The organism is Pseudoalteromonas sp. NZS37, from assembly GCF_015864265.1.
Lineage (GTDB): Bacteria > Pseudomonadota > Gammaproteobacteria > Enterobacterales > Alteromonadaceae > Pseudoalteromonas > Pseudoalteromonas arctica.
Genome location: NZ_JADYXL010000003.1, coordinates 101,785 through 122,207, shown reverse-complemented (window position 1 = coordinate 122,207; position 20,423 = coordinate 101,785). Strand labels below are relative to the sequence as shown.

Here is a 20,423-nt window from a genome sequence, read left to right as displayed (position 1 = left end):
TAAAATTTGCAATTAATAGCTAAATTTGACTAGTCGTCCACCTCAGGGCGTGTTGTTACGTGTTTGTTCATCGTAGCTAAAAGATCTTCTTTACATTTATCAGGTTTCAACGACTCAGGGTTGAAAATTATGGCAAGTACTTTATCAACATATACATAGATTGAACCATTAACTTCTTCGATATGCTCTACAACATCCCAGTCATAAAAGTTATAACCATATTGGTGGATTTCTTTTATACCATCAGCGCTTATTTCAAACTCTTTAGGACCAATCATTATTCCATTTTCATTTGGTGTAAAACATTGTGCAATTTTCACTTCCATAAATTTACTGAGAGCGACGTAAATAAAAAATAAAATGGATAATGTGAAAACAGAAAAGAACAACTTATTTTCTATTCCGCCAGACTGAAACTGAAAGAAAGACATAAAACTAAAAGTTAGCACCAACCAAAGACACACATTTTTAAGCATGGGTATCCATGTATAGGATTTCAACACCTTAGATGCTGTGTGAGCGTAAAAAGCGTCATAGTCGGCTTTAGATGTTTTAATTTTAAGATTCAAAAGATTCTCCATAATCTGAGATACGTATAATTAGCCTGTAGATTAACTCGTTTTTTATTTTTTATTGATAAACAAACCATAGCTGAGTTCCTATCAACTTAAAATCAATTTACCCATGCATTTATTGACCGTAATATTCCGCTTTTTATTTTAAAGAGAATCAGGCTTAATAAAGCCAAGTTGTTTACCATTCTATAATTGATAATTTCCGTAACGGTTAGAATAAGGTCACCCTAACTGCCCTTCATCATTAGTCATTCAAAACGCCTTTAACTGTATTATTTTTTTAAGACGTTTTTTAATGACCTTTTGCTCGCAATAAAGCCCGATAAAACCACCAACAGCAATTGAAGCCACAACCAACAACCAATATAAAGAGCTGTTAGATTCCTGAATACCCGAAATATAAAGGTATAAGTTGAACGGGATAATAAAAAATAAGCTACCTAGTACTTTAATGAATTCCCTAAAAAGCTCTGTATCAGACTTTGCTTTGTCGATATGAGAGTTAATAGTTTCATTTGATATCTCATTTAGCTCTGGGTATGTTTTTTGTAACCAATTTAAATAATTCAATTATGCATCCTTGTATTTTTATATCTAGTACTGCCTTAAATAGGCAAAATATATTTGCTAAAGTAAGCGACATAGCAGTAAAAACCAGATTTTTTTGTTCTGCTTTACGACTTGTTATACGTTTTTACTACTCACTATTAGATTACAAGCTATCACCACATCAGATCGGTAATACTCTACAATTTCAGCTAACTCTTTATCTGATTTAACTAAGAACTCAGCGGAACATCTTTCTCTAACATGAATTAAAGGTAAATGATCTGTATCAGATGAAATTACACCAAATACATGAAACTCAGTATTCCAGCATTGACCATACTTTTTATTTCCAATTTGACAAAGATTCATAACTATATTTAAGTAATCATCATCGCTTTCAAGTAATTTGGTAGCAAGTCTAATTGCATCATCAAACATTTTATTTACACCGAGCTTTAGAAGCGTATAACGAGGCTGTAGAATAGCTCTAACAGCCAAATAATAGTAAGTTAAAATAGAGACGCAGAAAAATGTTATTTGTCCTAGTTTATTACTTGTTATAAACCATTAACTACCAAATTCTCGGCTAACAATTGCTGCGGGGACAATATCTTCTGGTAGATCACTAGAAGCCTTTTGAGCAAAGTCACCAGCCATACCAAATACTTTGTCAACTGGATCGACTTTCACTCCGTTTTCGACAGCTAACTCCAGAAGTTTCTTGCCGATATCGTTACAAGAACTAACCCAGTTTTTTGGTAATTTCCCCACAGTGATTTTAGGCTGACAAACTAGTTTAAAAGTTTCTTTACCTTCTTGTGTTTGAATTGAAACATCAACGAACCCACTTTTATATGGGTTAGCGAATACACTAGAACTAACCAGAATTATTGCTCCGACAAATATTTTTTTCATGACACTTCCTTATGGTTTATAACGGGCCTATAGATTGGCTCGTTTTTTATTTGTTTTTATTGATAAACAAACCATAGCTGAGTTCCTATTTTGGTTCAATCTTTTACTGTATTTTACGTGGAATATAAAAAGAGTTTGGTGTTGTTTTAATTGACGTTTTGGAAGGAATTACTGGAAAATTTGGTGTGGGTGTTTTTTTACTCTGATGGGCAAAATATATTTGTTAAAATAAGTGATGCAGCAGAAAAAACCTAGCAGTTGAGGATCATCATAACGTTGGTAATATTCCACTTTTATTTTAAAGGAAGTTAGGCTCAATGAAGCCGAGTTATTTACCATTTTTTAATAAAAATTGTTGTCGTCTATCGGGCTACCAATTACTACTTTCATCTTGTCAATACAGCTCAGACTTTTGCGTGATGCACTTTCATGGATGTAACCTAACTCACTGCTATCATTGATAATTGACGTAAAAGTCAGAATGGGTGTCATCCTAACTTTTAGCGCTTGCTGCCCACCTCAGCGCGTGTTGTTATATGCCGCTTTAAACTTACTATAAAGCAACTTCCATTTTAAAGTAAGAAACATCAGCCTTATAAAAACGTTCCCCGTATGGCTGCATACCGAAGCGCTGATAGAAACTTAAAGCTGATTCTCTAGCATCACACCAAAAAAAAATTACAACCGTATTATTAAGAGAGTGAAGAATAAACTTTAGCATTTGAGAGCCAATGCCTTGCCCTTGATAATCAGTTTTAGTAGCAAACTTACGTAGGCGAGCTTTATCTGATTTTATGTATACGGAGGCAACACAAACAAGCTCGTCATTAACAAAGGCACCAAAATGCATTGCGTCATGATCGCCATCAACATGGCAATATTCCGGAGGCTTGTTTGGCCAAAGAACACTTTGTCGAAGCGGGATTGTTTGCTCCCAGGAAATATTGCGAATTTCCATATGATTTTGCAGAGCCTCCATTGGCTTATAACGAGCCTGTAGATTAACTCGTTTTTTTATTTGTTTTTATTGATAAACAAACCATAGCTGAGTTCCTATTTTGGTTCAATCTTTTACTGTATTTCACGTGGAATATAAAAAATTGTTAGCTGTTGTTTTAATTGGTGTTTTGGAAGGTATTACGGGAAAGTTTAGTGTGGTTGGCTTTTTACTCTTTCTTTCATTGTAGCTCAGCTTTTTGCGTGATTCATTTTTATAAAACTCACTTAACCCGCTGCTTTAATTTATTATTTATGTAAAAGTTAGAATGAATTTCATCCTAATTCTTTAGCTTTTGTTTAACTCTATTTTTGAAACGTAAAATACAATACCAGCAACAAGGCCTACTATAGAAAATAAAAACAATTGTAAAAAGCTATATCCATAACCTATTAACGTAATTGAACCATTTTCGACCAATACCTTACCATTAATAATTGAGCTATCTAAACCTGAAGGGAAAACAAAAAAGAAAGAAACTAAGCAAGTAGATATAACTGAAGATTTGAGCACTGTATTTAGCGAATAATCACAACTTTTAGTGATAAATTTATAAATTGGAAATGCTGTTACTGGAACTAAAATTAGAACAACTATTAACGTCCAAATAAATATACCAAAAGGAATAATAGTAAATTTCATTTCAATTGCCATTGGCGCTAAAAATGCAACAACTAAAGAGGCTAAAATAAAGCTAAATATTGTTCTCAACTCGAAACCCTCTTAGAAAGCTAACGCCTGCCATAACCGATTTGTGGCGCTCTTGTACTAATCCGGTTAATGGTTTTGTTATATAGCGTCAGCGTCAAGTCCAAATTTTTTCTTGTTTAAAACTAGCGCTGCCAGCACAGTTACTCCTAACACTGTACCAACAGGGAACATGAAGAGTAACAATGTTGAATATATTATTAGTGCCCAAAAAAGCCACTTAGTTCGATAGTTTAAGCCCACAACGGAAAATGTTAAAAAGCAAAGTGCAACTAAAAATAAGATGAACCCTGTTACTGTAGACAAAGCTGTTGATGACATTTCTTCTTGTGATATTTTAGGTTCATTACTTCCAAACAGCGTTATCTCTTGAAATGAAGAGGACATAATTAAATACGAATCAACAATTCCCCAAAGAGGTGCCCAGAAAAGCAATAATCCCAAAACTGCGACGTATTTCCCTATAGTTTCCTTGTTCATCATCTCTCCTCACGTTGTTACATAACGAGCCTGTAGATTAACTCGTTTTTTATTTGTTTTTATTGATAAATAAACCATAGCTGAGTTCCTATTTTGGTTCAATCGATTACTGTATTTTTACGCAGAATATAAAAGGGTTTGATGTTGTTTTAATTGGCATCTTGTAAGGTATTACGGGTGGTTGAACAGCTTTAATTTAGGTTGAAAGGGCTTACTCTTCTTAGTGCGTAGCAAAATTTAGGATGGATGATGTCAAATTATTTTGTTATGTTTTTTTGTACAGATAATACCTAAACAAAAAGGCTTGGAATAATGCCGCCAAACCTAATATTTGAGGGGTGTTATTAAACAAGCCATCAACCACAACTATTAGTGGTATTGCGATATAAAAAGCATAAGAGCCGTTAGTGTACTTTTTTGAAAACCAGTGAACAGGAAAGCCAACCACTAACCAACCAACGATAGAAATTAGTAGGTAAACGCCAATATAAAGTAAAAAAGTAACGGCAAGTCCAGAAATATCACCAAGTGATGAAGGTGCCAGCCCATTGAATAAAAACCATACAGGGATTCCTATACCAACATAGCCAATACTTTTTATTACAGCATTATCCCAGTTACTTGAATTCAACTACGGACTCCCTGAAAACATAACGAGCCTTTAGATTAACTCGTTTTTTATTTGTTTTTATTGATAAACAAACCATAGCTGAGTTCCTATTTTGTTTGTAATAATGTTCACCAAGAGCAAAATGTATTTTTATCTTATTTTAATTATTCTTATTGGCTACTGGTTAAATAGCCTTTCGCATTTTATTTAATAACTCGTAGCATGCTTTATACAACAGTATTTCCATGTCTTCGTTATGATACAAAGGACCCCAACGAAAAAAGCCTCTTAAGCTAAATTTTTTAGCTATGAATTCGCGCCACGTAACAGATTTAGAAACGCTGAACGTTTTAATCGTTTTGTTGTGTTTAATGTTATACAAGCGCGATACTAACTTAACTTTTGGTCGCCAAAATAGCGGAATAATAGCTGTATCAAAATCTATAGTGAATGCATCACCACCATGCAAAGTAACTATAACAACATCTAAACCAATATCTGACTTTTTAGGCTCTTTAATAGACGAAATACTGTGAAGACAAAAAATATCTTCAAGCTTCTTGTGCATATGATCTTGTAGTGAATCGCCCGTTATATAAAAAAACGACTCTACCTTAGAAAAATGGCTGTTATTAGCTACAGCTAACGATCCCAAATAAACATTTGGCTTTTCAGAGCTAAACCAATCGAATAGCAAATTTAAATTCCTTTTTTACTTATGCCGAATAAATAGGCCGTAAGGTTGTTATCTAAGGTTAGGATGAAAGAGCAAAAACCAGCTTTTTTTGTTCTGCTTTACGATTTATTTACCCTCAACTCTTTTACGACGTAATTGAATACCAAGTAATGTCCCTAATAAAACAGCAATAACATGCAGAAAAGCTGGAATTAAATATATCAGAGGATCCATTGATATTTCTAATAAAATGTATAGTAAGGCACCGACACTTAGATCAATAAACCAATAAACCGCCTCAACTAAAAAGGCTTGTTTATAGGGGCTCACTGTTTGCTTATAGCCTAGGTAACAATAAACGATTAAAGAGGTTACAAATCCGAGGACGTAATAAGTAAAAGTTAATGAGGTACTTTGAGTCATTTCATCAAAGCCAACAATCTTTGTTGCTATTGTTGATAAAGCAACTAGCAATAAATACAAGCCTACTGAAAAGAGTACAATCCTAGAGTATTTCACGATAATCCTTTAGCAATACAACGAGGCTGTAGAATAGCTCTAACAGCCAGATTCAATTAATTAGTTTCTTTAATCTTAACGAGCCTGTAGATTAACTCGTTTTTTATTTTTTTGATAAACAAACCATAGCTGAGTTCCTATTTTGGTTCAATCGATTACTGTGCTTTTACGCAGCATATAATGAAGTGTTTGGTGTTGTTTTAATTGGCGTTTTGGAAGGTATTACTGAAAAATTTAGTGTGGGTACCTTTTTACTCTTTCTAGAATGAGCAGGATTATCTGTGCGTTATTTATTTTGGGCTAAAGCACCGTTAATTGACCAAGATAGTTGGCAGCAAGGAGCCAAAGGAAAGCCCTATAATACCATCATCAGATCATTGGCATTTAAGGGGATACGAATACTATTTAGGTGCTGGAAAGCACATAGCCCTACGATGAATCAACTTACTTAACTGCATTAAAAAGTAAGGGATCACCGCTGTTAAAATTTGCGGTGGAAAGTGAGCTTTAGCGCTTGCTGTCCACCTCAGGGCGTGTTGTTAGTTTTATTTTGTGCTGATTGAAAATAATGAACCGACTCTCCAATCGATATTATCCCCGATTGCTGACGCTGTTTTATGCAATGCTGCGGAAAATTATCTCCTGAACCACAGATACCACAATTTTGGCACTCACATAGATAAGTTTTGTTCTCTAATTTATAGACATTTAACTCTTTTTCACCACATTGAGGGCAGTAATCAACCGACTCAAAAAATTGTTTCTTTTGCATTTGAAGCGCATCAATAGCCTTTTTCCTTGTTTTCGCTATTAAAGCAAATGCATCTGCATTCATATCTTTGATATCAGAGTCAAATTTTTCTTTTGCTCTTTCTGCTGCGATCGGTGGTTGAAGTGCTTCTTCAGGGAGATCTTCGAAATAATCAGACCATTCGCCCATATCCATTCATCCTTTTTAATGTACACACTTTGATAATAAACCTAACGCCCGGCTAAGCCGCCGAAACGGAGTTGGTTGTTTTGCGCAGTTTGTTAGTGTTTTATATTTGATCTAACTCGTCTTTCATTTGCTTACGAATGTTGTCGCGTACGAAGATAATCTCTCGACCTTGTTCTTCAGCTTTTATCTGAAGCGGATACAAAATGGTCTGATTTGCCCAAAACTCAGGGCTTGCCATCATTTCCAACATTTCTTGCGCGGTATTAGTAGCTTCGCCTACTTTAGCTGTGAGTTGATCCAGATGATCATCTAAAACTTCTGAAGAAATTAGACGTATGCTATTAGTTTCTGTGGTGAGTTTTAAGTGCTCTTGGTTTAGCTCACCAAATAAACCCATCATGCTCTGGTTAAACTCAGCGATGCCTTCATTTTGGGTTGACTCATCATTAATTAAATAATTTTCCATAAACTTTGAGTAGATTGGGCCAAAACGCTCCATGAAAATCTCATTGCTTTTGGCATGGAATTTATCGAGAAGAGTAAAGAATTTAGCAAATTGAATCTTCTTTTCTTCGTACTTGTGTTTTCTTAACTCAATATTAAGGGCGTTATCCTTTTTAAGATCCTCGAGCTCTCTAGTATATTTAATCTGAACTTGCTGCTTCTGGTCTTCTAAGCTTTCAATATCTTCTTTTAACGCTCGATTCTTGCCTTTCTCTTTACCATAGGCAATAAAATATCCTGAAGCTATTCCAAGTAGAAATGATATTAATCCAATTATGTATTCCATTCGATTCTCGATCTCAGATGAACACTAACGCCTCAATGACAGGCAAAATTTGGTTAGCTAAAATACGAGCGGAGCAAGATAGACAGCCGTATTTTATCCTTTTTTATTAACTTGTTAGCGCGTACTTTGCTGAACTTTCGGTTTTTCCCATGCAAGAATGCTTACACAGTAATTTACGCCAACCACCAAATACTCAGTTACCTTTGCATTATCTGCTAATAGAAAACCATTTCTATTCTTTTCTAAGTCGAACCAACCATCAGAATTTATTTCATGAAGCCAACCTGCTTGTAAAGAACAATCAGGCCAAAACTCTAGCAAGTCACCTTCATCTAAAACCCGAAAACCTGCTGGATCTTCAAAAATAATATCGATTTTATCACCATCGATAGATATTGTGATCTCTAGAAGTTCAACATCAAAATTGAGGTTTATCACCTCAATCGTGTTTGTTGAATTATCAAACTCTATAACTTTAGATTTCACCAAAACCTCTGAGTACCGCTAACAGCTTATTGACAACATTTGGGGGTTATAACACCCCAAAATGGCGTATATTACATTGTTTAATAATTCCACTAAATAACTTTAATGTAAACAAGTGATTAGGCATGTTATAAAAAGGTCTTTGTTATTTTTCACCAAAACGATTTTTAATGATGTTATCGGACAAAATTAAAACAGCTGTTTATTTAAACAGCTGGCTCTGTAAGTTAGCTTTATTTATGTAGCTACCTTTTACGACCATAATTAACAAACGTACGGATACTAAGCGCTAGTTAAGGCTTATTGAGGCTTACTTATACTGGTTTAGCATTGTTATACGCTTTAATAGTTGGCGTTTAGCCTTATCTGGTGGAAAAACTCGATTATAAAACAGAGGAAAAAGTAATAGGAAAATTTTGGCTTTATGTATTTAGCGCGTAATTAGCTAAAGCATTGGTGAGATAAGCGAGCCTTAACATATTAATGATACAGGCTCGCTGGGGTGTTTGTAATAAAACGAATGAGTGAGGTGCTTACTTTACATCAAAGTTCACGTGGTCAAAGTATGGATTTTTCTCACGCGCTTTAAGTACGCTGATTGTAGTGAGCACAATGAGTTGCAACTCGCTATTTACGCTAACAACTATGCATTCGTCTCTATTAGCATTGCGTTTTGTGTCAGTTGCTACGCCACATACACCATCGCCATTTTTTAATATAAGCTCAATACTTAAACGGTGCATACAGGCAATTTCGATATAGTCGTATTGGTTGCAACTGATCATAATGTCCTCTTTATATGTTATTTAGCCGGTTTAAAAATCATTAAAAAAGCAATAACAACAAGGTTGGCTATATACCAAAGATCTTTAATTACAAACTGCCCTAAGCGTTCCAGTAAAGTGGAAGAGCTAAATGCACCGGTTGCAGTAATTAAGAATGTTTGGGTCATCATAAATACGCTTAAACACGCTAAGCCACTTACAATAATTAGCTTTTTATTATTTAAAAATAGCCCTAAGCCCAATAACACAGCAAATAACACATCAAACCCGCCAATCACGTTAGACGCGCCTTGTACGCTAAATACCGTGTATAACCACGACATAAACGGTGAGGTTTCTACTAAACTTACAATGCCTTTTGCTTCAAACTCATAAAACTTCATGCCGCCAATCCACAATAAAACCATGGCAACCGGTATAAAGTTTAAAAGTACGTGTTGTTTGTCGGTAAGTTTGTCTTTATAAAATAAAAACAAATACAAAGGCACTACAGCAAAGTATTTAATTATGCCCTGCCCACTACCAATGATTGGAAAGCCGCCAAGTTGAGCCATCCAACGGTTACTGGCAAACAAGGTAAGTAATGCTACTAAACTTATAATTGCTGCAAGTAAAAGTGCTGGTGTAGGTTTCATTAATTTAAGGCGAGCGAGCACGGTGGCAAACGCTAAAGCAACCATAAATGAGCCACTAATCAAACCTAATGCAGATACAGACATTAGCGAATCAACGCCATAAAAACTAAACGTAGCCGTTAACGTATTAGGGTTTGCTCCTAACGCAAACGATAAGCCAAGTAACAAAAAGCTACTCGCTAATAAAAAAGTAATCACGTTGTTGGTTAATTTTAAGTTCATTGTATTTCCAGGTATTCGTTAAGACTTACAAAGACCTTGCTAGTCGATAAAACAATTCAAGCTAACTCTTAAAAATATAAGAGTTGATTAAGCACAACGTAAGCTCTCATAGGGTAATGTAATCAATCACTTTAGTTTATGATTTATTACCTCTTTATTAATAAAATCAAATAAGTCTAATATTCATATGATGTGCGTCATCTTTTTTATTATTAAATGAAGTAGAATAACGTCGCCTTTTCAATAAACAGAATGCATGTATTTCTAAAACTTAGGGACATTTTTAATGAAGGGTACTGATATTCGAGTTACCTCTGGACTGATTTCTATAGCCATTGTTTTACTACTTTGGTTTGCTGTACCGCCTCCGCAAGGTGTTACCGAAAACGCATGGCATTTGCTCGCTTTATTTATTGGTACTGTAGTTGCCATTATTGGTAAAGCAATGCCTATCGGTGCCATTGCTATTTTAGCTATTACTTCTGTTGCGTTAACCGGCGTAACTAATGACAGCCCATCTGGCGCTATTAAAGATGCATTAAGTGGCTTTTCTAATTCATTAATTTGGTTGATTGGTATTGCTATTATCATATCTCGGGGGTTAGCTAAAACCGGTTTGGGAAATCGCATTGGCTATAATTTCATTTCTCTTTTTGGTAAAAAAACAATTGGTATTGGCTATGCACTCGCACTTTCTGAACTTGTTATAGCGCCTGTAACGCCAAGTAATACCGCGCGAGGCGGCGCTATTATTCACCCAATAATGAAGTCGATAGCAACAAGTTTTGGCTCATCTCCTGAGGAAGGCACATCTCGTAAAATTGGGCACTACCTTGCTTTAGTGAGCTACCATATAAACCCTATTACATCAGCTATGTTTATTACGGCGACTGCGCCAAACCCTCTAATTGTAAAGCTTATTGCTGATGCTACCGGTGCAAATATTAGTATTACTTGGGGTACGTGGGCGCTGGCAGCGCTTGTTCCTGGTTTGCTATGTATTGCCCTTGTGCCTTTGGTTGTTTATGCCATTTACCCACCTGAAGTTAAAAGTACGCCCGACGCTAAAAAATATGCAGAATCTAAATTAACTGAAATGGGCCCAATGAGTTATGGCGAAAAAATAATGGTGGGTGTTTTTGCTATGCTGCTTATTTTATGGGCCGGCGTACCCGCAATGATTTTAGGGGCTGACTACGCAGTTAACACAACCGCAGTGGCTTTTTTAGGTTTGTCGGTTTTATTAGTGACTGGTGTATTAAGCTGGGACGATGTACTTAAAGAAAAGTCTGCGTGGGATACCGTTGTTTGGTTTTCAGCATTAGTAATGATGGCCACTTTTTTAAATAAATTAGGTTTGGTAACGTGGTTTTCAACACTTGTTGAGAGCAACATTGCACAACTGGGCTTTGACTGGATTGTATCGGCTATTATATTGGTAGCTGTGTATTTTTATGCTCATTACTTTTTTGCGAGTACTACAGCACATATCACTGCTATGTTTGCCGCATTTTACGCCGCTGGTTTAGCGCTTGGCGCTCCGCCTTTATTTTTAGGTTTACTGTTAGCTGGCGCTTCATCACTCATGATGTCGTTAACGCATTACGCAACAGGCACATCTCCCATAGTGTTTGGCTCAGGCTATGTATCTTTAAAAGACTGGTGGGTAATGGGCCTTATAATGAGCGTTATTAATTTAAGTGTATGGGGAATTATTGGCGGGCTTTGGTGGAAAGCACTTGGGTATTGGTAGTATTGCCTTTGTTAGTTTGGCTTGCACATTTAATACTGCGCACTTGAGTTTAGAACAAGTTCAAGTGCTTCAGCCCTAAAAATATAAACATTAGGGCTGTTAGAAGGGAGCATTATGGTTTTTAAATTCATAAAGGCAGCATATTCAGACCGAGACTACTTATTAAGCCTCAGAAAACTGACTATGGTTGAACACTTAGAAAATGCCGGGTTATTTTTAACTAAGCAACAGCATGTTTTAAGGCTTGATGACCAATATGACTGCTCCGATCTTATAGTTATAAATGAGGTACCAATTGGTACTTTAAAATACCAAACGCACGCTCAATACGTTGAAATAATGCAATTACAAATACATCCATTGCATCAAAATAAAGGGTATGGGAGAGCTGTTATTGAACAAGTTATTACAAGTGCGCAATCAAAACCGATTAAACTCACTGTGCTTAAAAACAACCCAGCATTAGGACTTTATAAGCGGCTGGGTTTTACTATAACTGATGAGAATAATTACGAGTACTACATGCAAACGCGGGCTACTCGTAGCTAAAATTAGTCGCTTTGATCTCTGAAGTCTTTTTTTCTGAAAATAGTTAAATGCCAACCCCAATGCAAAGAGCCTAATCTTAAAAAAATAGTCGTGAAAAATGACCCTAAAATACACCAAATGTAATCTACATTAAGACTAAATAAAGCGGCATAAACTGCACCACCCGCTAAACACGCAGAGGCGTAAGGTTCGCTGCGCATAACAGTTGGCACCTCACGGCAAATTACGTCGCGTATTAAACCACCAAATATACCTGTAGTAATGCCCATGGTAATTGCGACCACCATACCAGAGCCATTAATGAGTGCTTTTTCTATCCCCATAATATTAAATAACGCCATACCAACAGCGTCTACCAACAAAAAGTAGTAATTATTAACGCGCGGTAAGTATCGAATAAATGCAATTGTTGCTATAACGGCCCCATAGGTTGAATATAAATACTCCGGGGTAGCAATCCAAAATACCGGTTTGTTTAAAAGTATATCTCTGAGGGTACCGCCCCCTAATGCTGTAACGGTTGCCACCACTACTACGCCAAAGCCACTAATGTTTTTTTCATACCCAAGCAATGCCCCTGCAACAGCAAAAAATGCGACACCGAGTAACCCTAGTACCATAAAGTATTCAGCAGTCATGGTAATTCCTTTTTTAAATTTATAAGGAGTTGTTTCAACTTACGTGCCAAAAAAACGAGTGAATACAAATAAATTTATAATTTAAGCAATTGAAATTTATAAACTTATTATATGTATTAAAAAACATTAGCTATGTGATATTTAGAGAAGGCTTAACAAGAGTAATTATTTTAATTATGGGTAGTTTTTACACGTTAAAGTACAGAGAGGTTTTGTTACAGAGTTGCAGTCGAGCACTTTTAAATCTTAAGCAAAAATTAAATGAGCAATAAAGCTATTACCAATATCACAAAAATAATAGGCAATATTGTATGTTGCCAGTTTTGCTCTTTATTTTGATTATAGAGTGTTTGCATTGAGCTTTTATCATTGTTAGTAAAACTATGCTGGCACTGCTTAAAGCTTTGGGCTTTTATGCTCACCCAAGTACCACATTTAATACATGCGTAACGCCTTGCCAGTTTATCAAACTCGTTTGTTTTTATAAACATTCTCATGTATCACCTCATTGATTTTCGCTGCGGTAAGAAAACCAATGAATAATATATATGTTGGGTAACAAATTAAAGAAGCCGCTAGTGCTAAAATTAGCTGTGTGTTGTTTTTCATAATCATCCTTGGTTACTAGTCAAAAAAAATCGGTAAGGTTTTTTTAATTATATTAACAATTTAGTGAAATACGCCATTTTGTAACTTTTGCTAATCAAACTTAAATCCGGGTAATTTTTTTGCCTAGGCAAAGCTGCCATAATTAATATCCTGATTAATCTACATAACTCACTTTTGTTCCCGCTAAATGATCATGTAAACATCGTTTATCTTTTCCAAATATAAATAATGGATTAACAAAACCAGCTATAAACTGACCTACCGAAGGGACAAGTGATAATAGTTGCATAGAAAGCATGCGTTTAAAGTAAATTGTAGTAAAGCTTGCTTGTGTACCATCTAAATTTTCAATACGGATAGACATTAAAGATTTACCAATTGTTTGTCCGCGTTGGTACATAAGGTAACCATGAAGCACTAACGTGCTTAATATGCCATAACCTAGCAAACCTGCAGATAAAGTAAGTGTTGGTTGGCTTAAATTATCAAACCCTACAAGCATGAATACAGGTATAAAACAAGCAACACCTAAAACGCCATCAACAATAGCAGCTACTAACCTATCTGAGCGCGTTGCTTTTTCTCCTGCTACTTTTGATACAATATTTTCAGATGGGCTCTGTGCTTCTCGCGTTTCAATTAAGTCGTCTATTTCTTTTGCTCGATCTGGGTAGGCTTCGCGATCTATAGCTCTCGCTGATGAGTAAAGCTCATCTAAAGTGTAGGTAGAAAAATCAATTTTAGAGTCCATAAAAGCTAAGTCCGTATCTTCTTTTTATCGTAATTTAACATAATTAATTTATGTTATTCAATTATTTATGTGTTTTTAATAACATACCATAACGTGTTGGCGTTTTTACAATTTGACCTGCAAGCGTGCTGGTATGTCCTGCTAAATCTAGCGCATCAGCAGGCTCTTTTATATTCATTATACCTATCAGCTTAATTAAGTGAGCTATTTTGAGATAAGAAAATCGTGTCGATAACAAGGCAAAAATTTCGCTATTTAGTTGTTCTATATCAGAAATTTTTAACACAATTAGCGTCAGATTCAAGCCCTTAAATTGATCAAGTACTATTGCTGATTGGTATTATACGGCCATTAAAAAACATGTCCCCTTGGTCAGGTTTAACCACATCATAAAGCATTTTCATTAATGTGCTTTTACCAGCCCTATTTTCCCCTTTAGATTTAAATAGTAAAAGCATTCGCTTCACCGTGCCTTATTTTTAAGGCTACTCCGTTATTACCTATACCTCGACAATTTAACCCAACCGCCCTTAACTGACCAAGCGGTCAACAATGGCATAGTAACTGCAATAAGCTAATTAAAGATTAAAAAGTATTTTTGTTACCCGTGCGCAAACAACAAGAAAAAACATACGCCAAGCCTTTATGTATCAGGGCTTTATAAAAATTAAGGGGGTCTGTGTGATTCAATTTTTATTAAATAACACGCCAATTGAAGTACAAGAATGCTCGCCAAGTCTCACCATTTTGGACTGGCTTCGCACCAAAAAAGGGAAAGTGGGCACCAAAGAAGGCTGTGCAACTGGCGACTGTGGCGCGTGCACAATTTTAGTGGGTGAAGAGCGTATAAATGCAAACGGGCAAGCTAGTTGGCAATACAAAACAATGAACAGCTGTTTATTGTTATTAGGTAATGCGCATGCAAAACATATAGTAACGGTAGAGGCTGTGACTACTGGTTTATACCCAAACTTAACCGATTTACACCCCGTACAACGTGCACTCGTTGAGTGCCATGGTTCGCAATGTGGTTTTTGCACGCCCGGTATAATAATGAGTTTGTTGGCTCTTTATATTAATGAACCAACGTACCCTGGTAAAAAAGCGGTTATTCATGCACTTGCCGGTAACTTATGCCGTTGTACAGGTTATAGCCCAATATTACTTGCAGCCGAAAAAGCCTATAGCTATGAGCGTAAAGCTGAACCGTACTCAGCAATGGCCGCTCAATTTAAAGCATCACTTAATACGCAATATGATGACGATATTCCATTTTTAAAAAATGGCCCTCGCAAATTCTATTTACCACAAACGGCCCAACAACTTGTTGAGCTAAAGACGCTTTATCTTTATGCACATTTAGTTGCTGGTGGCACCGACTTTGCCATTGAGCTTAGCCAAAACATGCTCTTACCGGATGTAATTATCTCCCTTAGCCAAGTAAAGGATCTTTGCACCTTGGCAGATAATAACGGTGAGTTACACATAGGTGCAGCGCTACCTTATAGCCAATTTGTTGAGGCATTTTATAACCATTACCCAGAGTCAAAAGAGCTATTTGAACGCTTAGGATCAAGCCAAGTACGTAACAGCGGCACACTCGGTGGCAGCATAGGGAATGCCTCTCCTATTGGCGATCCCGCTCCCCTCTTAATCGCTCTTAATGCATCAATGGATTTATTAAGCAGCGCTGGTACGCGCACTATTAAAGTTGCCGACTACTTTACTGATTACAAAAAAACAGTTCTTAAAAGCGATGAAGTAATCAGCAAGTTCACCATCCCAAAGCGCCCAGAGTCGCTAAAACTGGCATGTCATAAAATATCAAAACGCTTTGAAGACGATATATCTACCGTGTGTTTGGTACTTGCTATAGAGCATTCACAAAACATGATTACTCAAGCCCGCTGCGCTATGGGCGGTATGGCAGCTATTCCTAAGCGCGCGCAGCATATTGAGCAAAAGCTGATATCTCAATCGTTACAAGTAAGTAGCTTTATAGACGCAGCAACGGCTATTAACGATGACTTTACACCTATGAGCGATGTAAGAAGCAGTGCGCATTATCGCACTACGGTAAGCAAAAACTTATTACAACGCATTGGTATTGAGTTTTGTGAGTCGCAAGCACGCAACAATAACAACATTGCCATTACGAGGATCTCACATGCGTCACTTTGAAATGGATAAACTAAAAGCGCAAGGTGGTAGCGTTGGACAGTCTAAATATCACGAAAGCGCTATTAAACAAGTTTGTGGCAGTGCAAATTTTGCCGACGATAACCCTGAGCCATACGGTTGCCTGCATGCTTACCCAGTGCTCGCCCCTGTTACAAGCGGCTTTATTAAATCAATAGATACAAGTCACGCACTGGTAGTTGAAGGCGTTAAACGTATTTTATCGGCCGAAGATGTACCGGGTAAATTAGATATTGGCCCAGTATTTCCAGGTGATGTACTGCTGACCAGCCATGAAATTCAATACCACGGGCAACCTGTATTAATTGTTGTTGCCGACACCTATGAAATAGCGCGCCGCGCGGCACGTTTAGTGGTTATAGAGTGCGAGCAAACCACACCAATACTTGATATTAAAGAAGCCATTAGCAAAGAGCATTGGGTAAGGCCGCCTCATTCACTTAACCGTGGTAACAGCGAAAACGCCATTAATAACGCAGCCCACCAGCTTAAAGGCGAAATAAACATAGGCGGACAAGAACACTTTTATTTAGAAGGCCAAATAGCGCTGGCGCAACCTGATAACGACGGGGGCATTCATGTTCAGTGTTCTACGCAACACCCTACTGAGGTTCAACACTTAGTTGCTAAAATTTTAAAAAAGCCATTTAGCTTTGTAAACGTAGAAACCCGCCGTATGGGCGGTGCTTTTGGCGGCAAAGAAACCCAAGGCGCTCCATGGGCATGCCTTGCCGCCCTTGCGGTTTACCACCTTGGCTGCGCAGTAAAAATGCGCCTAGCCCGTAGCGACGATTTTAAATTAACCGGTAAGCGCCACCCTTTTTATAATCACTATCATGTCGGTTTTGACGAAAATGGTTTAATAGAAGGTGCCGACATTACCGTAAACGGGTTTTGTGGCTACTCCCCTGATTTATCTGATGCAATTGTAGACCGTGCCATGTTTCATGCCGATAACGCCTACTACTACCCAGCCGCCACAATTAAGGGTAATCGCTGTAAAGTGAATACCGTAAGCCATACCGCATTTAGAGGATTTGGTGGCCCGCAAGGAATGATTATGGGCGAGCTAATAATGGACGATATAGCAGCTAAATTAGGTAAAGATCCGCTTGAAATTAGAAAACTCAATTTATATAAAAAAGGCCGCGACACCACGCCGTACCATCAAACCGTAGAGCAACATATTTTAAAAGATATGATAAACCAGCTTGAGGAGTCGGGTGACTACTGGGCACGTAAAGAGGCTATTAAAGCATTTAACGTATCGTCACCCATTATAAAAAAAGGCCTTGCAATGACGCCGGTTAAATACGGTATATCGTTTACTGTACAACACTTAAACCAAGCCGGTGCATTAGTGCATGTATATAGCGATGGCTCTATACATTTAAACCACGGCGGCACCGAAATGGGCCAAGGGCTGAACACCAAAATTGCGCAAATTGTGGCCCATGGCTTTGGGGTCGATTTTAACGCGGTAAGTATTAGTGCTACGCGTACCGACAAAGTACCAAACACTTCACCAACAGCGGCCTCAAGCGGTACCGACTTAAACGGCATGGCGGCGCTAAATGCAGTAAACACAATAAAAGAGCGCTTAATAAACTTTATTACCGAGCACTTTGAAGTAGACAGCCAAAGTATTACATTTAAAGATAACCTCATTACTTTTAGTAAAGGGGAAATTAGCTTTAGCGAACTTGCAAATCTTGCTTACATGAATCGTATATCGCTTTCATCTACCGGTTATTACGCCACACCAAAAATTCATTACGACAGAGCCAAAGGTGAAGGCCGCCCATTTTTTTACTACGCTCACGGCGTAGCACTCAGCGAAGTAGAAGTAGATACGCTAACTGGCGAAAACACGGTAACCCGCGTTGACATACTGCACGATGTAGGCAGCTCAATTAACCCAGCACTTGATATAGGCCAAATTGAAGGCGCCTTTGTACAAGGTATGGGCTGGCTTACCACCGAAGACTTACAATGGAATGATAAAGGCCAGCTTGCAAGCTTTGGCCCAGCCAACTACAAAATACCAGCCATTGGCGATACCCCTGCCGAATTTAACGTCAATCTTTATAACTCAGCAAATCCAGAAACCACCGTGTTTAGATCAAAAGCCGTAGGCGAGCCGCCATTTATGCTGGCCTTTAGTGTATGGAGCGCTATTCGTAATGCCATAAGTAGTGTGGCTGATTACAAATACACCGCCCCATTGGATACACCCGCAACCCCAGAGCGAGTATTGAGTGCAATTGAGCAAACCGCTAGTTGGTTTAAGGAGCATCAACATGACTAATTTAAATGAGTCGTTTCAGGGTTTTCATACTCAAAACTGGGCGCAGGCTATAAACGAGCACGAACAAAGCGGCACTAATTATGTAATTGCCACGGTACTTGGCACAAATGGCTCAACCCCTCGCGGCACAGGCTCTAAAATGGTAATAAGCGGCGAGCATATTTACGACACTCTTGGCGGTGGCCACCTTGAATACGTAGTAATAGAAAAAGCCCGCGAACTACTTGCCAAAGGCGAAGCCGCCCAAGTAATTGAGCAATTTAACCTAGGTGCAAATTTAGGCCAGTGCTGCGGCGGAGCTGCCACCGTTATGCTTGAATGCATGCAATGCGAGCGCTTTACCCTCGACATTTATGGCGCAGGCCATGTAGCACAAGCGCTTATTGGTATATTGGCACAGCTGCCTATGCGCATACGCTGGATAGATAGCCGCGCAGATGTATTCCCACAGGCTATTCCAAATAACGTAGTAAAAGTGGTTGATGAAGAGCCAATAGAACAAGTAAAACGTGCGCCTAAAGCTAATAACTACTTAATACTTACCCATAACCACCAGCTCGACTTTGCACTCACCCAAGCCATTATTAAACGCGCTGATGCCAATTGGCTGGGCGTTATTGGCTCTGACACTAAAGCAAAACGTTTTAAACAACGCCTAGCACATCGCGATTTTACAGCCGCTCAAATACAACAAATGACCTGCCCTGTTGGGCTTAAAAATATTACGGGCAAATTACCAATGGAAGTGGCTATTTCGATTAGTGGACAGCTAATTGCCCTTTATCAGGCTATGCAAACCCAAGCGCCAAAACGCCAAGGCTTGCAGTGGCGCACACTAAAAAATGCCTTAATTAGCACCACGCAGGAGGAAGTAGGCGCATGAGTAGCTTACAAATAAATACGCTAAATGATGCACAAGCAAAACAAGCACTTGAGCATTGCTGCGCGGCCCCTAACTGGGTAGCGGGCATGATAAAAGCAATGCCATTTAAAAGTGCTCAGCAGCTGTTTGAATGCGCAAAAAGCATATGGGATAGCCTTAGCGAGAGCGACTATTTAGCTGCCTTTGAAGGCCACCCGCAAATAGGTGACTTATCAACCCTTAGCAAAAAATACGCTGCTACCGCACAAAAAGCGGGCCATGAGCAATCGGGTATGAGCAAAGCAAACGAAGCCGTACTTACCAAAATGATTACCCTTAATAAAGAGTACCTGAACAAGTTTGGCTTTATTTTTATTGTGTGCGCCACCGGTAAAACTGCCGAACAAATGCTTGAACTCATAGAGCAGCGCATACACAACACCCGCAGCACAGAGCTTGCTATAGCCGCGGGCGAACAAGCCAAAATAACAAAAATAAGATTGGAGTCATTGCTATGAATAAAAGTATGAACAAAAGCCCTATTACCACCCATATACTTGATACCAGCACCGGAAAACCTGCGGCAAACGTTGCTGTTAAGCTATTTAAACTTACAAATAACGAATGGGTACAACTAACCCAAGGCACAACCGATACCGATGGGCGAATTACCGACTGGCTAAATACAGAAGTAGAATTTGCAACCTATAAGCTAGTATTTGATTTAGATAGCTACTACCAAAATCAACCTACCCCTGCGTTTTACCCAGAGGCGCAAATAACGTTTAGATTACAAGATACTAAACATCACCATATCCCATTGTTGCTTAGCCCGTTTGGCTACTCTACATACAGAGGTAGCTAACT

The 20,423-nt window shown here is 38.0% G+C and carries 26 protein-coding genes and 1 pseudogene; 8 read left to right on the top strand and 19 right to left on the bottom strand.

The features are described from left to right. Window positions 1-29: 29 nt before the first annotated feature. From I6F47_RS06525 to I6F47_RS06480, 10 genes are all read right to left on the bottom strand, one after another. A complete protein-coding gene (locus I6F47_RS06525) occupies window positions 30-326 on the bottom strand; it encodes a YcxB family protein (RefSeq protein ID WP_007584346.1) in 297 nt (98 codons plus the stop codon). A gap of 501 nt (window positions 327-827) precedes the next feature. Beyond that, window positions 828-1,145 (bottom strand): hypothetical protein, encoded by a 318-nt coding sequence (locus I6F47_RS06520; protein ID WP_165721719.1) that lies wholly within the window; start codon window positions 1,143-1,145, stop codon window positions 828-830. 114 nt (window positions 1,146-1,259) lie between these two features. Next, entirely contained in the window at window positions 1,260-1,562 is a 303-nt protein-coding gene (locus I6F47_RS06515; protein WP_165721720.1) for a hypothetical protein, read from the bottom strand. A gap of 129 nt (window positions 1,563-1,691) precedes the next feature. Beyond that, window positions 1,692-2,039, bottom strand: a complete 348-nt coding sequence (locus I6F47_RS06510; RefSeq protein WP_024593237.1) for a hypothetical protein — start codon at window positions 2,037-2,039, stop codon at window positions 1,692-1,694. A 553-nt stretch (window positions 2,040-2,592) separates the two neighbouring features. Continuing rightward, a complete protein-coding gene (locus I6F47_RS06505) occupies window positions 2,593-2,997 on the bottom strand; it encodes a GNAT family N-acetyltransferase (protein WP_024593236.1) in 405 nt (134 codons plus the stop codon). A gap of 327 nt (window positions 2,998-3,324) precedes the next feature. Continuing rightward, window positions 3,325-3,747 carry a hypothetical protein gene (locus I6F47_RS06500; RefSeq protein ID WP_024593235.1) on the bottom strand — a complete coding sequence of 141 codons (423 nt, stop codon included), beginning with the start codon at window positions 3,745-3,747 and terminating at the stop codon, window positions 3,325-3,327. Between the two features lie 78 nt (window positions 3,748-3,825). Continuing rightward, window positions 3,826-4,224 carry a hypothetical protein gene (locus tag I6F47_RS06495; protein WP_165721721.1) on the bottom strand — a complete coding sequence of 133 codons (399 nt, stop codon included), beginning with the start codon at window positions 4,222-4,224 and terminating at the stop codon, window positions 3,826-3,828. 265 nt (window positions 4,225-4,489) lie between these two features. Next, window positions 4,490-4,855, bottom strand: coding sequence for a hypothetical protein (locus I6F47_RS06490; RefSeq protein ID WP_033038240.1), 366 nt, complete (start codon window positions 4,853-4,855; stop codon window positions 4,490-4,492). Between the two features lie 163 nt (window positions 4,856-5,018). After that, on the bottom strand, window positions 5,019-5,531 hold the full coding sequence (locus I6F47_RS06485; protein WP_024596157.1) for a hypothetical protein: 513 nt from the start codon (window positions 5,529-5,531) through the stop codon (window positions 5,019-5,021). 105 nt (window positions 5,532-5,636) lie between these two features. Next, the gene (locus tag I6F47_RS06480) at window positions 5,637-6,029 is read right to left on the bottom strand and encodes a hypothetical protein (RefSeq protein WP_331458553.1); all 393 of its coding nucleotides are present in this window, start codon (window positions 6,027-6,029) and stop codon (window positions 5,637-5,639) included. Window positions 6,030-6,298: 269 nt separating this feature from the next. Between I6F47_RS06480 and I6F47_RS20755 the strand changes: the two are divergent. Beyond that, window positions 6,299-6,540: pseudogene (locus I6F47_RS20755) on the top strand (IS110 family transposase); the annotation flags it as partial. 15 nt (window positions 6,541-6,555) lie between these two features. Here I6F47_RS20755 and I6F47_RS06475 read toward each other — a convergent pair. The 5 genes from I6F47_RS06475 to I6F47_RS06455 form a co-directional block, all read right to left on the bottom strand. Beyond that, window positions 6,556-6,969 carry a hypothetical protein gene (locus tag I6F47_RS06475; protein ID WP_165721722.1) on the bottom strand — a complete coding sequence of 138 codons (414 nt, stop codon included), beginning with the start codon at window positions 6,967-6,969 and terminating at the stop codon, window positions 6,556-6,558. 100 nt (window positions 6,970-7,069) lie between these two features. Next, window positions 7,070-7,759: a hypothetical protein gene (locus tag I6F47_RS06470; RefSeq protein ID WP_165721723.1), complete on the bottom strand. Its 690-nt coding sequence runs from the start codon at window positions 7,757-7,759 to the stop codon at window positions 7,070-7,072. Between the two features lie 114 nt (window positions 7,760-7,873). Then, complete coding sequence (locus I6F47_RS06465) at window positions 7,874-8,245, bottom strand: hypothetical protein (protein ID WP_007584363.1); 372 nt, start codon at window positions 8,243-8,245, stop codon at window positions 7,874-7,876. A gap of 533 nt (window positions 8,246-8,778) precedes the next feature. Beyond that, complete coding sequence (locus I6F47_RS06460; protein WP_165721724.1) at window positions 8,779-9,030, bottom strand: Rho-binding antiterminator; 252 nt, start codon at window positions 9,028-9,030, stop codon at window positions 8,779-8,781. A gap of 17 nt (window positions 9,031-9,047) precedes the next feature. Further along, entirely contained in the window at window positions 9,048-9,887 is an 840-nt protein-coding gene (locus tag I6F47_RS06455; RefSeq protein ID WP_165721725.1) for a DUF417 family protein, read from the bottom strand. Window positions 9,888-10,173: 286 nt separating this feature from the next. Between I6F47_RS06455 and I6F47_RS06450 the strand changes: the two genes are divergently transcribed. After that, entirely contained in the window at window positions 10,174-11,640 is a 1,467-nt protein-coding gene (locus tag I6F47_RS06450) for a DASS family sodium-coupled anion symporter (RefSeq protein ID WP_165721726.1), read from the top strand. 114 nt (window positions 11,641-11,754) lie between these two features. Then, the gene (locus tag I6F47_RS06445) at window positions 11,755-12,189 is read left to right on the top strand and encodes a GNAT family N-acetyltransferase (protein ID WP_165721727.1); all 435 of its coding nucleotides are present in this window, start codon (window positions 11,755-11,757) and stop codon (window positions 12,187-12,189) included. A 2-nt stretch (window positions 12,190-12,191) separates the two neighbouring features. On the opposite strand, the gene I6F47_RS06440 is transcribed toward I6F47_RS06445, so the two are convergent. The 4 genes from I6F47_RS06440 to I6F47_RS20750 all read right to left on the bottom strand — a co-directional run bounded on the left by I6F47_RS06440 (window position 12,192) and on the right by I6F47_RS20750 (window position 14,585). Next, complete coding sequence (locus I6F47_RS06440; protein ID WP_004334621.1) at window positions 12,192-12,827, bottom strand: trimeric intracellular cation channel family protein; 636 nt, start codon at window positions 12,825-12,827, stop codon at window positions 12,192-12,194. 257 nt (window positions 12,828-13,084) lie between these two features. After that, complete coding sequence (locus tag I6F47_RS06435) at window positions 13,085-13,324, bottom strand: hypothetical protein (protein WP_165721728.1); 240 nt, start codon at window positions 13,322-13,324, stop codon at window positions 13,085-13,087. Window positions 13,325-13,590: 266 nt separating this feature from the next. Continuing rightward, the gene (locus I6F47_RS06430; protein ID WP_165721729.1) at window positions 13,591-14,187 is read right to left on the bottom strand and encodes an RDD family protein; all 597 of its coding nucleotides are present in this window, start codon (window positions 14,185-14,187) and stop codon (window positions 13,591-13,593) included. Window positions 14,188-14,504: 317 nt separating this feature from the next. Further along, entirely contained in the window at window positions 14,505-14,585 is an 81-nt protein-coding gene (locus I6F47_RS20750; RefSeq protein WP_231609192.1) for a hypothetical protein, read from the bottom strand. Between the two features lie 283 nt (window positions 14,586-14,868). Here I6F47_RS20750 and xdhA point away from each other — a divergent pair, with 283 nt between their 5' ends. The 5 genes from xdhA to uraH are packed head-to-tail and all read left to right on the top strand — an operon-like array spanning window position 14,869 to window position 20,421. Then, the gene (xdhA, locus tag I6F47_RS06420; protein ID WP_165721731.1) at window positions 14,869-16,368 is read left to right on the top strand and encodes a xanthine dehydrogenase small subunit; all 1,500 of its coding nucleotides are present in this window, start codon (window positions 14,869-14,871) and stop codon (window positions 16,366-16,368) included. Further along, on the top strand, window positions 16,355-18,694 hold the full coding sequence (gene xdhB / locus I6F47_RS06415) for a xanthine dehydrogenase molybdopterin binding subunit (RefSeq protein WP_165721732.1): 2,340 nt from the start codon (window positions 16,355-16,357) through the stop codon (window positions 18,692-18,694). Before xdhA ends, xdhB begins: the two co-directional genes overlap by 14 nt. Continuing rightward, a complete protein-coding gene (gene xdhC / locus I6F47_RS06410) occupies window positions 18,687-19,577 on the top strand; it encodes a xanthine dehydrogenase accessory protein XdhC (protein ID WP_165721733.1) in 891 nt (296 codons plus the stop codon). The genes xdhB and xdhC overlap by 8 nt, the downstream gene beginning before the upstream one ends. Continuing rightward, window positions 19,574-20,074, top strand: coding sequence for a 2-oxo-4-hydroxy-4-carboxy-5-ureidoimidazoline decarboxylase (gene uraD, locus I6F47_RS06405; RefSeq protein WP_165721734.1), 501 nt, complete (start codon window positions 19,574-19,576; stop codon window positions 20,072-20,074). The genes xdhC and uraD overlap by 4 nt, the downstream gene beginning before the upstream one ends. Then, complete coding sequence (uraH, locus tag I6F47_RS06400; RefSeq protein WP_033028479.1) at window positions 20,071-20,421, top strand: hydroxyisourate hydrolase; 351 nt, start codon at window positions 20,071-20,073, stop codon at window positions 20,419-20,421. Before uraD ends, uraH begins: the two co-directional genes overlap by 4 nt. Window positions 20,422-20,423 lie beyond the last annotated feature (2 nt).